Here is a 13,294-nt window from a genome sequence, read left to right as displayed (position 1 = left end):
ATGCCATCTCGTGCGGGCCGGCCCCGCCGTATCGACCTGCGGCTCGTCCGCGGCGTGGTCTTCGACTGCGACGGGGTCCTCTTCGACTCCCGCGACGTCAATCGCCACTACTACAACCACATCCTCCTGACCCTGGGCCTTGAGCCCATGAGCCCCGAGGACGAGGAGTACGCGTTCATGCACACCGTGGACGCGGCCATGGCCAGGATCATTCCCCCGGACCTCAGGGCCAGAGCGGCCGAGGTCCAGGGGCACATGACCTACAACGACTTCATCGACCGCATGATCCCCGAGCCGGGGCTCTTCGAACTGGTGGAGGACCTGGCCGGGCGCGGGGTGCGCATGGCCGTCAACACCAACCGCAAGAACTCCATGGAGCTGGTCCTGGAACGCTTCGCCCTGACCGGCTACTTCGACCCGGTCATGACCGCGGCCAAGGTCGCCCGGCCCAAGCCGGACCCCGAGGGGCTGCGGCGCATCGTCGAGGCCTGGGGCGTGGGCGAGGGGGCCATGGCCTACCTCGGGGACTCGTCCGTGGACCAGGAGACGACGGTGCGGGCGGGGGTGCCGTTCTGGGCCTACCGCAACCGGCAACTGGCCGCCCAACTCCATGTGGACAGTTTCCATGAACTGCGGCAATGGTTTGAAAGGGGATTTTTTGAGATAATCGATTAACGCTTGCGCGGCCATGGCGCACGGAGTATCCCGCCCCAGCGCCGCGCAGGAAGAATATATTCTTACGGAGGCTTCATGCCGGTTTTTTCGAGCCTGATCACGGCTGTATACTATGTGGTGGACAGCGTCCTGTCCCTGTATTTCTGGGTGGTCATCGCCGCGGTGGTCATGTCCTGGGTCAACCCCGACCCCTACAATCCCATCGTGCGCGGCATCCGGACCCTGACCGAGCCCGTGTTCTACCGGATCCGCAAGTGGATGCCGTTCACCTATTTCAGCGGCATCGACTTTTCGCCCTTCGTGGTCGTCCTGGCCATCAAGTTCATCCAGGTCTTCATGACGCGACTCCTGTCGCAGATGATGTTCTAGGGGGCGACGGTGGCGAAGGACCGCCCGGTCTGGGCCGGCCCGGCCAAGGACGGCGGCTGGCGGATCAGCCTCTGGGTGCAGCCCGGGGCGAAGAAGACGGAGCTGGCGGGCATGCACGGCGACCATCTCAAGATCCGCCTGCGCGCCCCGGCGGTTGACAACAAGGCCAACAACGCGTTGACAGTATTTGTGGCCGAGCTTTTCGGAATGAAGACCCAGCAGGTGGTCATCGAGTCCGGGCACGGGTCCCGGCACAAGAACCTGCTCCTGATGACCGAGGAAGAGCCCGACTGGGACGTCCTGTCCGGCCGGGCATGAGGATAACCATAACGCTAAGGAGACATCCTATGGAACAGCAAGACCTCGAACTGATTGCGGCCCACATGGGTCACGACGAGGAACTCAAGGCTCTGTGGGAGGAACATGTGGGCTACGAGAAGATCCTGGAGCGCTATTCGGGAAAGGCTGCGCTTTCTCCCGCGGAAGATCTCGAGGTGAAGGAGTACAAGAAGAAGAAGCTGGCCGGAAAGACCCGGATCCAGGCTCTGCTTGAAAAATACAGGAAACAGGAGGGATAGGAGCCATGGTGCTCACCGGTGCCCAGATTCTGATGGAGTGTCTGAAGCGGGAAGGGGTGGACCTCATCTTCGGTTTCCCCGGCGGCGCGGTCATCGACATCTACGATGAACTGCCCAAGCACCCGATCAGGCACATTCTCGTCCGGCACGAGCAGGCCGCGGTCCACGCCGCGGACGGCTACGCCCGGGCCTCGGGCAAGGTGGGCGTGTGCCTGGTCACGTCCGGCCCCGGTGCGACCAACACCGTGACCGGGATCGCCACGGCCTACATGGATTCCATTCCCCTCGTCGTCATCACGGGGCAGGTGCCCACGCACCTGATCGGCAACGACGCCTTTCAGGAAGCCGACATCGTGGGCATCACCCGGCCCTGCACCAAGCACAACTATCTGGTCAAAAACGTCGCCGACCTGGCGACGACCATAAAGCAGGCGTTTTACATCGCGCGGACGGGCAGGCCGGGGCCCGTCCTCATCGACCTCCCCAAGAACGTGGTCAACGCCGTCACTGAGTTTTCCTATCCCGAGAGCATCAGCATCCGCAGCTACAACCCCAACGTGAACCCCAACCGCAAGCAGCTGCGCAAGGCCGCCGAGCTCATCGCCCTGAGCCGCCAGCCCGTCATCTATGCCGGCGGCGGCGTGGTCTCCTCGGACAGCGCGGCGGTGCTGACCAGGCTGGCGGACGAGTTCCACCTGCCCGTGACCACGACCCTCATGGGCCTGGGGGCCTATCCCGGCGACCATCAGAACTGGCTCGGCATGCTCGGCATGCACGGCACCTACACGGCCAACATGGCCATCCACAGCTGCGACGTGCTCGTGTCCGTGGGCGCGCGCTTCGACGACCGCGTCACGGGCCGCGTCAACTCCTTCGCCTCGCGGGCCAAGATCATCCACATCGACATCGACCCCACCTCCATCAGCAAGAACGTGGTCGTGGACGTGCCCATCGTGGCCGACTGCAAGCAGGGGCTCGAAGGACTGCTCGAAGAGGTGGCCCGCATCAAAGACGTGGACTGGAAGGACAAGCACGCCGACTGGAACGCCTCCCTGGCCGAGATGAAGACCAAGCACCCCTTGGGTTACGCCAAGAACGGCGGGGCCATCAAGCCGCAGTGGGTGGTGGAGAAGATTTACAAGCTGTCCAAGGGCGAGGCCATCATCTCCACGGAGGTGGGGCAGAACCAAATGTGGGCCGCGCAGTTCTACACCTACAAGAAGCCCCGCACGCTCCTGACTTCCGGAGGTCTGGGGACCATGGGGTACGGTTTCCCGGCGGCCATCGGCGCGCAGTTCGCCTTCCCGGACAGGCTGGTCGTCGACATCGCCGGCGACGGGTCCATCCAGATGAACATCCAGGAACTGGCCACGGCCGTGAGCTACAACGTGCCCGTCAAGATCGTCATCCTCAACAACGGCTACCTGGGCATGGTCCGGCAGTGGCAGGAGCTCTTCTACCAGAAGAACTACTGTTCCACCTGCCTGCACGCCAACCCCGACTTCGTGGCCCTGGCCAAGGCTTACGGCGCCGCGGGGTATCTCGTCGACAAGCCCGAGGATCTGGAGGCGACCCTGGAGGCGGCCTTCGCCTATCCGGGACCGGTCATCGTCGACGTGCGCGTGGAGCCCGAGGAGAACGTCGCGCCCATGGTCCCGGCCGGCGCGGCCCTGTCCGAAATGCTGCTGGTTTAGGAGGCCGCCATGAGACATGTCCTTTCCATTCTCGTCGAGAACGAACCCGGAGTCCTGTCCCGCGTGGTCGGCCTTTTCAGCGGCCGCGGATTCAACATCGAGTCCCTGAACGTCGGCCCGACCCTGGACAACGGGATTTCCCACATCACCATCTGCACCAGCGGCGAAGAACAGATCATCGAACAGATCATCAAGCAGCTGCACAAGCTCATCACGGTCATCAAGGTCGTGGACCTGACCCACCTGCAGGCCGTGGAGCGCGAGATCGTGCTGATGAAGGTCGGCGCCGAGGACGCCAAGCGGGCCGAGGTGCTCAGGGTCGCGGATATTTTCAGATGCAAGGTCATCGACGTCAGCCCGGACGAGCTGACGCTCGAAATCACCGGGGATCAGGGCAAGATCAAGGCCGTCGTGGCTCTGCTGCAGCGGTTCGGCGTGAAGGAGTTCATCCGCGCCGGCACCGTGGCCATGCGGCGCAGCATGCAGCTCGCCGACTGATCCATTTGGCAATGGGGCCCGACAGCGGGCATCACGAACCACGAGAGAAGGAGAAACCATGAAAGTTTACTACGACAAGGACGCCGATCTGAATATACTCAAGGACAAGGTCGTGGCCATCATCGGCTATGGCAGCCAGGGTCACGCCCATGCCCAGAACCTGCGCGACTCGGGCGTGCAGGTCATCATCGGCCAGCGTCCCGGCGGCCCCAACTGGCACCTGGCCCGCGAGCACGGCTTCGAGCCCGTCAGCGCGGCCGAGGCGGCAAAGAAGGCCGACATGATCCAGATCCTGGTCCAGGACCAGTACCAGCCCAAGGTCTTCCAGGAAGAGATCCTGCCCAACCTGACCGCCGGCAAGACCCTGGTCTTCGGCCACGGCTTCAACATCCACTACAACCAGATCGTCCCGCCCAAGGACGTGGACGTGGTCATGATCGCCCCCAAGGGACCCGGACATCTCGTGCGCCGCGAGTTCGAGAAGGGCGGCGGGGTGCCCTGCCTGGTGGCCGTGCACCAGGACGCCACGGGCCAGGCCCTGGCCAAGGCTCTGGCCTATGCTGCCGGCGTCGGCGGGACCCGTTCCGGCGTCCTTGAGACCACCTTCCGCGAAGAGACCGAAACGGACCTCTTCGGTGAGCAGGCCGTGCTTTGCGGCGGCGTGAGCGAACTCATCCGCGCCGGCTTCGAGACCCTGGTCAAGGCCGGGTACCAGCCCGAGATCGCCTTCTTCGAGTGCATGCACGAACTCAAGCTCATCGTGGACCTGCTCTACGAGGGCGGCTTCAAGAAGATGCACCACTCCATCAGCGACACCGCCGAGTACGGCGACTACGTGACCGGCCCGCGCGTCATCAACGACGAGTCCCGCAAGGCCATGCAGAAGGTCCTCGAAGAGATCCAGGACGGCACCTTCGCCCGCAACTGGATCCTTGAGAACAAGGCCAACCTGCCGTTCTTCCTGGCCCGCCGGCGTCAGAGCCACGAGCATCAGGTGGAGCAGGTCGGCGACAGCCTGCGCGGCATGATGGCCTGGCTGAAGAAATAACACCGCTTCCGGGCGGCCTTCTCCCGGGCCGCCCGGCAGCCGACCAACGGGTGAGCGAGACGCATGTCAACCCCTTTGACAGAGGAACAACTCCTGTCCAAGGCCTGGGGCCTCTTTGCCAAGGACGACTACGCGGGTGTGCTGAACATCTGCCGCAGCGGCTATGCCCAGGGCTTGCGGACCTACGACTTGGTCAGGCTCATGCTCGACAGCCTGAACAAGCTTGGCAAGGTCCAGGAGCAGGCCGAGGTCACCCTCAAGGTGCTGGGGGAGAACCAATACCCGCCCAAGGTCGCTGCCAAGCTCTACTTCCGCGCCGGCCTCATCTACCAGCATCAGGAAGACGTCGCTGAGGCGCGCCGCATCTTCGAGAAGGTCCGCATCCTCGATCCCGACTTCCCGGGCATTGAGCAACGCATCAAGGCCCTCACGCCGCGGCCCGTGGCGTCGAGCAGCAGCCGCTATTCCTTCCTGCTCGACAAGGGCGTCATCACCGCCGAGCAGCTCTCCAAGGTTCTTTCCGCCGACAGCAAGGACCCTGACGGCGTCCTGCTCAAGGAATACAAGATCGCCAAGAAGGACCTGGGCGAGAGCCTGGCCCGCTTCTACGGCACGGAGTTCGTGCCGTTCTCCGCGTCCAAGGAGCCGCCCTTCGAACTGTTCGAGAAGCGCCGGCTGGACCCCGATTTTCTCAAGCGTTACGGCTGGATTCCGTTTTCCCAGGAAGGCAACACCATCACGGTGCTCATGACCAACCCCTTCGATCTGGGGCGTTTGGACGAGATCCGCTTCATCTACGGCACGTCGAACGTGCAGGCCAAGGTCACCCTGGCTGCGGACATCGAGCAGTACATCGAGCATTTCTACAAGCAGTTCGGGGCCGGCGAGGACCTGGCCGCGGCCTTCGACGAGGACGTCGAAGCCGGCGACGTGGTGTCTGCCGTCGATGAGGGCGAGGCGGAACTGAGCGACACGGACAGCGAGGTCGTGCGCATGGTCAACGCCCTGCTGGTCGAGGCCTGGCGTAAGAACGTCTCGGACATCCACATCGAGCCCAACCCGTACTCGAAATTCTGCATGTTCCGCTTTCGTCTCGACGGCACGTGCTACGAGTTCCGCAAGGTGCGCCTGCCCCTGGCCCGGCCCATCGTTTCGCGCCTGAAGATCATGGCCAGCCTGGACATCGCCGAGCGTCGCCTGCCCCAGGACGGCAAGATCAAGATCAAGCTCCCGGATCGCAACAAGGTCGTCGAATACCGCATGGCCACCATCCCCACCCTGGAGGGCATGGAGGACGTGGTCCTGCGCGTCCTGGCCTCGGGCAAGCCCCTGCCCCTGGACAAGCTGGGCCTGCTGCCCCGGAACAAGTCCGCCTTCGAGAAGCTCATCTACAAGCCCTACGGGCTGATCCTCGTGGTCGGCCCCACGGGCTCCGGCAAGACCACGACCCTGCACTCGGCCGTGAGCTACATCAACACGCCCGAGCGCAAGATCTGGACGGCCGAGGACCCGGTGGAAATCACCCAGGAGGGCCTGCGGCAGGTGCAGGTCAACCCCAAGATCGGCCTGACCTTCGCCTCGGCCCTGCGCTCCTTCCTGCGCGCCGACCCCGACGTGATCATGATCGGCGAGATGCGCGACAAGGAGACGGCGCACATCGGCGTTGAGTCGTCCCTCACGGGTCACCTCGTGTTTTCGACCCTGCACACCAACTCCGCCCCCGAGACCGTGACGCGCCTTCTCGACATGGACCTCGATCCGTTCAACTTCGCCGACTCGCTGCTGTGCGTTCTGGCCCAGCGTCTGGTCAAGACCCTGTGCCCCAACTGCAAGAAACCCTATACGCCGCCGCAGCAGGAGCTCGACGAGATGGCCTTGGAATTCGGCCCAGGCTGGGAGATCCATGCCAAAGAGTTTCTGGAAGGCTCGCGGACCCTCTACCAGAAGGTCGGCTGCGCCCAGTGCGTCGGCGGCTACAAGGGCCGGCTCGGCATCCATGAACTCATGGCCAATTCCTCGGGCATCAAGCAGCAGATCAAGCATCGCAAGCCCACCGAGGAGATCCGTGCCCAGGCCGTGGTCGAGGGGATGCTCAGCCTCAAGCAGGACGGTATGCTCAAGGTCCTGGACGGCCACACGGACATGGACCAGGTCCGGGCCGTGAGCGGGTAGCCATGATTCTTTCCTCCAGCCAGCTTCGGGCTCTCAAGGAGCGCAACGACGAAGAGCTGCGCAAGGGCAAGCACGGCAAATACGGATACCCGGCCCACACCATTCAGGACCTGCTGCAGACCATCGAAGCCGTGAAGAAGGAAAAGAAGAAATGGAAGCAGCTGGCCCAGGACAGGGGCAAGGCGCTGCAGGAGATCTTCGCCACGGCCGCCAGGGCCGTGCCCGCGTCTTCCGAGGCCGAGAACGACCTGTAGTTCCCTCTTCCCCGGCTTTTCTCAGTAATCGTGCTTCCAGTTGATTCCGGCGCCCTGCCGGGAGTCCGTCCCGACCTCGGTCTCGACGCTGATCTTCGGCGTCAGCTGTACCTCGACCTTGGTCCGGTCCTGGCCGGACACGCTGCGCTGCGTCCGGATGTAGTATTTCCCGCCGACGTACCCGCCGACCCCTACGGATGTTTCGTCCTCCTCGTCCTTGCGCACATCGACCTCCTGCAGCCCCAGACGGGACTTGACGGCCCCGAGCACGTCCAGGCCGGTGCCGACACCCGTCATCTCGGCCGCCGCCTGGGCCAGGGCCACGGCCTGCAGGGGCGAGATCTCGCGCATGGAGCGGCCGAAAAGGATCATGGCCAGGAGTTCGTCCTGGGGCAGGGCGGGGATAGAGGTCAGGTTCAGGCGGAAATTCCTGGCCGGTCCGTTCAGATGGACCTGCACGACCGTATCCAGGACGCGGGTTTCGCCGAGCATGTCCAGGAAGGGGTTGGGCGGGCTCTCCCCTGCCATGAGCAGGGAGCCCTTGGTCAGGTCGAAGGTGCGGTCGAGGAAGTCGAAGGTGCCGCGCAGGAGGTTCATCTCCCCGCTCAAGGCGGGACGGGCGTGGTTTCCGCCGATGTGCAGCCGGCCGCCCCATTCCGAATCCAGGCCGCGTCCCTTGACCGTGAGCCTGGCGGGAATGTCCACGTTCAGGTCCATCCCGATCAGGAAGCGTGGCTCGACAACGGGTGTATGGTTCCCCGTGGCGTTGGCATTGATCTCGCGGATGTCGATGTGCGGCGCTTCCTTGGCCGTGGACCTGGGCAGGGCGATGGTGGCGGGGTCCAGGGTCAGGTTGCCTGTGAGGTCGGCCGCGTCCAGGTCGCCGCTGAAGCGGAAGGGGCCTGCGGCCGTGCCCTGGATCAGATCCAGCCGCAGCAGGCGGAAGGCCTTGAGATTCACGTCGAAGGCATAGGTCAGGGCGCCCAGGTCCACCGTGCCGCGTCCGGCGGCCCTGCCCGTCCCGCCGTCGGTGGCCGTGGCGTTCAGCTCGATGGCAGTTCCCGTGGCCAGGGCGTCCACGTCGGCGGACTCCACGGCCGTGCCGCTGCGGAAGTTTTCGTAGCGGCCGCCGCGGACCTTGGCCGTGCCGGTCAGGGCTGGGTTCGACCATGTCCCGCCGACCCGCAGGTCGAGTTCGCATTTGCCCGCCACGGCCTGGTCGTCCAGGCGCAGGAGGGTGGGCAGGATGCCGAGTTCGGCGTATCCGCCGATCCGGCCCGAGAGAGGGGCGTCGGGGCTCACGTCGACGGATGTCAGTTCGGCCCGGACGGGGCAGGCCAGTTCCGCGTCCAGGGCGATTCCGCTGGCCGAAGCGATGGAGGCCCGCGCTTCCACCCTGTCGCGTCCGAGGCGTGCCTGCGCTGTTGCGCCGAGGTCCTGCAGGTTGCCGATTCCGCCGCCTCTGACGCGGATTTCCCGGGCCTCCATGTCCAGCACCGCATCGGGATTCAGCGGAGAACCCTGGACATGCAGCCGTGCGTTGACGAGGGCCCCGGGCATGCCCGGAAAGGCGGAGCGGAGCATGGCCGGGTCAAGGTCCCGCAGCTCGGCCGAAATGTCGGTGCTGTCCGGTGCGACGGCTCCCCGGCTGGTCAGCCTGGCGCGGCCGAAACTCAGGACCGCCTCCCGCCACTCGGTTCGGCCGGCGTCCCAGGTCACGTCGAGCGGGGATTCGAGACGCACCCGTTCGCGCAGAAGGGTGCCCTGCAGGCTGTCGATCCGCAGCCGAGCCGGGGACGGCGAAAGGAACCCTTTGGCCTCGATGTCGGTGTGGGCCGAGGCGCGGCTCAGACCCAGGTCGAAGGCCAGCCCCCGATCTGCGCCTCGCACCGATGCGGTGATCCGGTCCGCCCTGAGCGAGCCCGTGTCCACCGCGTCGAGGGAGACCCGCATGTCCGTCCCGCGCAGCGGGTCAGGCCAGACCGTGGATCCGTCGACCGACGCCCGGCCGATGTCCAGGCCCATGAGGCCGATGCCACGGCCGCGGCCCTCGACCCGGACATGCTGTGCTCCCTTGCCTCTGGTCAGTTCGGCATGGGCGGCGAGTGTCCCCCGCAGGTCCTGGCCCAGGATCAGCCCCGGGACGCCAAGGTCCTCGCTTGAAACGTCCACGGTTCCGGCAAAAAGCAGGGTGGCCGGGTCGAGGTCGCCTGTGGCCTGGATTTTCGTGCCCGGCGCTTCAAGCAGGAAATGGGAGACGCGCACGTCCCGGCCGGCCGGCGTGGCCTCGATGTGCAGGCTTGCGGGCTGGCCAGCCGCTTGCGCTGCGGCCGTGAGGCTCACGGCCGGGAGCTTCGGGAGATTCTGCAATGTCGCGCTGGCCCGCAGTCCGTTCAGTTCAAGCCCCGAGGCCGCGAATGCGCCGCTTTGCGCCGTCAGCTTAAGGGCGAAAGAGGCCGGCGCGCCTTCGGCCGTCCCGCGCACGGATGCGCCGTTCGGCAGGCTCCGGCCATCCCGGCGCAGGGTGGGCAGGGTGGCGTCAAACTCGGTCCGGAAGCGCGACGAGGCCGGGTCGAGTTCTCCGCTCATGGTGACCTGGGTGCGTGCGCGCAGCGTGGCTTCACGGATCAGGACGCGCTCGGCTCCGGCTTCGAAGACGGCCTGGAGGCGGCCGTCGCGGCCCAGCAGCTCTTCGATGTCCCGGGGAAGCCCCGCGATGCCGGTTGCGTTCACGGCCAACTCCCCCGACAGGCTTCGTGCGTCGGGCGCCACAGCGCCCTTGAGGGCCGAAACGAAGGACCCAGAAAGGCCGGATGTCCCGATGCCCAGGGGGATGTCCCGCATGTCGATCCTGGCCGCGATGTTCATGTCCCGGCCGACCCGGCCGTTGAGGTCGCCGGATATTTTTTCCGAGGTCAGGTGAAGCTCGTCGATGGAGATGGTCGTGAAATCGCCGCCCAGCGTGGCGTTGGCGTTCCACGTGCGCATGCCTTCGGGCAGGCTGGGGGCCGTGGCGCGCATTTCCCCCCGCCCCTGCCAGCGGTTCAGCCCCGTCGGCATTTCCAGGACGAGGTCCGCCGCCGCTTCGGACAGGGCCTGGCCGGAGACGTTCCAGGCCGCAAGGCTGGCTTGCACGCTGGCACGCAGACCGTCGCCGTCCAGACGCAGGGCGGCCAGCGCCGACGCCGCGCCGGGACTGACGGCGGGCGGCGTGACGGCGCCCAGGTCCTTTGCCCGCCCTTCGAGCCGGGCGTCGAGCGTGCCCGACCCGCTGTCCCAGGTGGCGTTGCCCCCGATGTTCGCGATGCGGCTGCGCACGTCGAAGCGGGTCAGGTGCAGGATCGGATCCCGCCACGAGCCGCTGGCGGCGATGTCGGCCTTCTCGGGCGGCAGCCCCGACCACCCGGTCCAGGCGGGTCCGGGCGTGAAGCCGGCCTGCAGAGCCACCCGCGGTCCATCATCGAGGTCCAGGGTGGCGTTGCCGGAGAGCTGCAGGACATCGGACAGCCGGGCCTCCAGGGTCAGAGGACAGTCGCGGAACGGTCCGCTTCCGGATACGGCCAGGGAAATGCCTTCGGTCCCGTTCACATGGGAAAGGGAATGCAGCAGGCCCCCCGGTGCCTCCCGCAGGTCCAGGCGTACGTCCATCTCGCGCCTGGCGAAATGGGCCCGCCCCTCCAGGTCGAAGGCGTCCCCGTCGCGGTCCAGCCGCGTCAGCTGCAGGCTGGCCCGGGCTTCCCGCGCGTCAAGCGCGACCGCGCCGTGGAGGGAGAGGAGCGCCGCGTGCCCGGCCACCGCCTGTCCGACCCGGATCGTGCCGGCATCAATGCTGCGGATGCGAAGCCCCGGCAAGCCCGCGCCGCCCGAGGATTCCCCGGCGGCCGGGAGGCGTTCCAGGGCGAGGGTCCCCACGCCCAGATGGTTCAGGGTGACGCGGCCGAGGAACAGCTCCCCCAGGACCGGGCGGATGGTGATGTCCTCCGCGAACAGCCATGGCCCAGCGGCGTCGCTGACGGTCAGTTCTTCGAGTTTCCACTGTGCCCCGATGCGCAGGCCCTGCATTTCGAGACGGAAATGCGGCCCGGCCGCCAGGCCGCCGATGGCGTCCAGAAGTGCCTGCCTGCCGCGCTCGGTGCCCAGGGTGACGGCCGCGAACATGGTCGCCGCAACGACGACGGCGGCCAGGGCGAGAAGGAGACGCCTGCGTATGGGCTGTGCAAGCGCCGCCATCAGAAGGCCTGCCCCAGGCTGATGTAGAGTTGGAATGGGTCGTCGATGCCGTCCCTGCGGTCCAGGGGCACCGCCACGTCCAGGCGGATGGGGCCGATGGGGGTGTAGTAGCGCAGTCCCGCGCCCGTGCCCCAGAAATATGCCTCCTTCTCGGCCGGACTGCGCCCGGAGAACGCGCCACCGCCGTCGCCGAAGATGACGAACCCGTACTCCCTGTTGATGCGCCAGCGCAGTTCCGCGGAGAAATCCACGGCGCTCACCCCGCCCAAGGGCTCGTCGTCCTCGTCGAGCTGGCCTGCGTACTGGTAGGCGTACCCGCGGATGGACCCGCCGCCGCCGGCGTAGAGGAGCATGTCCTCGGGAATGCTCTCGCGGCTGGCGCCGGCCAGGAGGCTGTAGCGGCCGCGGGTGGCCAGGACGAGGGACTTGTCCCTGGTCAGGGGCAGGTAGTGGCGGCCCGAGACGTCCCAGAAGACGAAGGACGTCCCACTCTGATCAATGCTGGCGAACGGTTCCATGCGGGCGGCCAGGGTCAGCCCCGTGGTGGGCTCCAGCGGGTTGTCGGCGCTTGAGAACTCCGCGATGAGCGGCGTCGAGATGAGGTTGAAGGTGCGCACTTCGTCGTTGTCTACGCGCGAGAGACGGTAGCCGAGGCCGTAGCCGACCTCGAGTTCCGAAAGGGGGCGCCGGACCATGGCGGACAGGATGAGGTTGGTGGCGTCGTAGACGTCGGTCTGTTCGCTCTTGTACCTGGCCGTCAGGCCCAGGCTCTGGCGGGGCTGGCCCATGTTGGGCAGGATCAGTTCCGAGCCGGCCTGCTGCAGCTTTTCCGAGACGGACGAGTCCAGACGCAGTTCCTGGCCAGCGCCGAAGATGTTGCGGTGCGTCCATCCCAGCCCGGCTCCGAGGCCCAGGTCGGAATAGTGCCACAGGCCCGCGCGGACGGTGCGCGGCGGGGCTTCGAGCAGGGACACGCGCATGGTCACGCTGTCTGCGCCCGGCTGATGGATCGGGTCGATGCGGACCGAGCGGAAGAGCCCCGTGCGGATGAGGTTTTCCCTCGTCCTGTCCACCAGCCGCCGGTCATAGGGGGCGCCTGCGCTCCATGCCAGTTCCGGGGCGACGAAGGCTTCGGAGATGGTCTCCAACCCGGAAAATTCGGTCTCGCCGAACGTCGCGGCCCGGCCGGGATCGACGACGTACGTGACGTGCACTTCCCGGGTGGCGTGGTCGGCCGCCACATCGCGCGAAATCAGGGCCGGAGAGGGGTGGCCGTATTCCTTGAGGCGTTCGAGAAGGGCAGTCTCCACATCGAGGACCGTACCGGAGGAGTAGCCGGAGCCGGTCTGGATGCCCATGAGCGTGTCGCTCATGAGGCTGGCCGCAGCGGGGTCTGCGGGCCGCAGGATCAGTTCTGGCCTGGCGAAGACGAAGCGGGAGCCGGGGTCGATGCGGAAGCGCACCGCCGCAGGACGTGCCTGGGTGTCGAGCTCGCCCTCGATGGAGGCCTGGAAATACCCCCTGGAGTCGAGGGCGCGGGCAAAGGACTCGACATCGCCGCGCATGCGCTTGCGCAGCAGGCCGGGGGAGTCCGGCGGATTCTCCCGCAGCCCCACGCAGTCCGAGACCGAGGCCAGCAGAGGGGTGAGGTCTTCGGGCAGCGGCGGGATATCCACCGTGTACTCCATGGGCGCCGCGACGCCGGGCCGCGGGCCGAGACAGACCGCAACGGCAAGGCAGAGCGCGAGGAGAAACCGGACCTGCGATGCTGGCATT

The 13,294-nt window shown here is 66.4% G+C and carries 10 protein-coding genes and 1 pseudogene; 9 read left to right on the top strand and 2 right to left on the bottom strand.

The annotated features are described in order from the left end of the window. The 9 genes and pseudogenes from ACYQ3G_RS01775 (at position 1) to ACYQ3G_RS01735 (ending at position 7,288) form a co-directional block, all read left to right on the top strand. Entirely contained in the window at positions 1-675 is a 675-nt protein-coding gene (locus ACYQ3G_RS01775; protein WP_459821814.1) for an HAD family hydrolase, read from the top strand. Between the two features lie 75 nt (positions 676-750). Further along, positions 751-1,044, top strand: a complete 294-nt coding sequence (locus ACYQ3G_RS01770) for a YggT family protein (protein ID WP_028578163.1) — start codon at positions 751-753, stop codon at positions 1,042-1,044. Between the two features lie 9 nt (positions 1,045-1,053). Beyond that, positions 1,054-1,362: a DUF167 domain-containing protein gene (locus ACYQ3G_RS01765; RefSeq protein ID WP_459821812.1), complete on the top strand. Its 309-nt coding sequence runs from the start codon at positions 1,054-1,056 to the stop codon at positions 1,360-1,362. A 29-nt stretch (positions 1,363-1,391) separates the two neighbouring features. After that, positions 1,392-1,622, top strand: a complete 231-nt coding sequence (locus ACYQ3G_RS01760) for a hypothetical protein (protein ID WP_028578165.1) — start codon at positions 1,392-1,394, stop codon at positions 1,620-1,622. Between the two features lie 5 nt (positions 1,623-1,627). After that, positions 1,628-3,316, top strand: a complete 1,689-nt coding sequence (gene ilvB / locus ACYQ3G_RS01755) for a biosynthetic-type acetolactate synthase large subunit (protein ID WP_459821810.1) — start codon at positions 1,628-1,630, stop codon at positions 3,314-3,316. A 9-nt stretch (positions 3,317-3,325) separates the two neighbouring features. Further along, positions 3,326-3,814 carry an acetolactate synthase small subunit gene (gene ilvN, locus ACYQ3G_RS01750; protein ID WP_459821808.1) on the top strand — a complete coding sequence of 163 codons (489 nt, stop codon included), beginning with the start codon at positions 3,326-3,328 and terminating at the stop codon, positions 3,812-3,814. Between the two features lie 40 nt (positions 3,815-3,854). Further along, positions 3,855-4,862 (top strand): annotated as a pseudogene (ilvC, locus tag ACYQ3G_RS01745) (ketol-acid reductoisomerase); the annotation flags it as partial. A gap of 63 nt (positions 4,863-4,925) precedes the next feature. Further along, entirely contained in the window at positions 4,926-7,034 is a 2,109-nt protein-coding gene (locus ACYQ3G_RS01740) for an ATPase, T2SS/T4P/T4SS family (RefSeq protein WP_459821806.1), read from the top strand. Positions 7,035-7,036: 2 nt separating this feature from the next. Beyond that, on the top strand, positions 7,037-7,288 hold the full coding sequence (locus ACYQ3G_RS01735; RefSeq protein WP_028578170.1) for a hypothetical protein: 252 nt from the start codon (positions 7,037-7,039) through the stop codon (positions 7,286-7,288). Positions 7,289-7,309: 21 nt separating this feature from the next. On the opposite strand, the gene ACYQ3G_RS01730 is transcribed toward ACYQ3G_RS01735, so the two are convergent. Together ACYQ3G_RS01730 and ACYQ3G_RS01725 are read right to left on the bottom strand one after the other, a co-directional pair. Further along, positions 7,310-11,518, bottom strand: coding sequence for a translocation/assembly module TamB domain-containing protein (locus ACYQ3G_RS01730; protein WP_459821804.1), 4,209 nt, complete (start codon positions 11,516-11,518; stop codon positions 7,310-7,312). Beyond that, positions 11,518-13,293, bottom strand: coding sequence for an autotransporter assembly complex protein TamA (locus ACYQ3G_RS01725; protein ID WP_459821802.1), 1,776 nt, complete (start codon positions 13,291-13,293; stop codon positions 11,518-11,520). Before ACYQ3G_RS01725 ends, ACYQ3G_RS01730 begins: the two co-directional genes overlap by 1 nt. Position 13,294 lies beyond the last annotated feature (1 nt).

The organism is Desulfomicrobium salsuginis, assembly GCF_054657795.1.
Note: the sequence above shows the minus strand (reverse complement) of the source record. Positions and strands in the feature narration are given on the sequence as shown.

What these genes read in the sequence shown, in the direction of transcription:
- ACYQ3G_RS01730 (WP_459821804.1), bottom strand. Translation starts at nt 11,518, where the DNA reads ATGGCGGCGCTTGCACAGCCCATACGCAGGCGTCTCCTTCTCGCCCTG.
- ACYQ3G_RS01770 (WP_028578163.1), top strand. Translation starts at nt 751, where the DNA reads ATGCCGGTTTTTTCGAGCCTGATCACGGCTGTATACTATGTGGTGGAC.
- ACYQ3G_RS01775 (WP_459821814.1), top strand. Translation starts at nt 1, where the DNA reads ATGCCATCTCGTGCGGGCCGGCCCCGCCGTATCGACCTGCGGCTCGTC.
- ACYQ3G_RS01725 (WP_459821802.1), bottom strand. Translation starts at nt 13,293, where the DNA reads ATGCCAGCATCGCAGGTCCGGTTTCTCCTCGCGCTCTGCCTTGCCGTT.
- ACYQ3G_RS01740 (WP_459821806.1), top strand. Translation starts at nt 4,926, where the DNA reads ATGTCAACCCCTTTGACAGAGGAACAACTCCTGTCCAAGGCCTGGGGC.
- ilvN (WP_459821808.1), top strand. Translation starts at nt 3,326, where the DNA reads ATGAGACATGTCCTTTCCATTCTCGTCGAGAACGAACCCGGAGTCCTG.
- ACYQ3G_RS01735 (WP_028578170.1), top strand. Translation starts at nt 7,037, where the DNA reads ATGATTCTTTCCTCCAGCCAGCTTCGGGCTCTCAAGGAGCGCAACGAC.
- ACYQ3G_RS01760 (WP_028578165.1), top strand. Translation starts at nt 1,392, where the DNA reads ATGGAACAGCAAGACCTCGAACTGATTGCGGCCCACATGGGTCACGAC.
- ilvB (WP_459821810.1), top strand. Translation starts at nt 1,628, where the DNA reads ATGGTGCTCACCGGTGCCCAGATTCTGATGGAGTGTCTGAAGCGGGAA.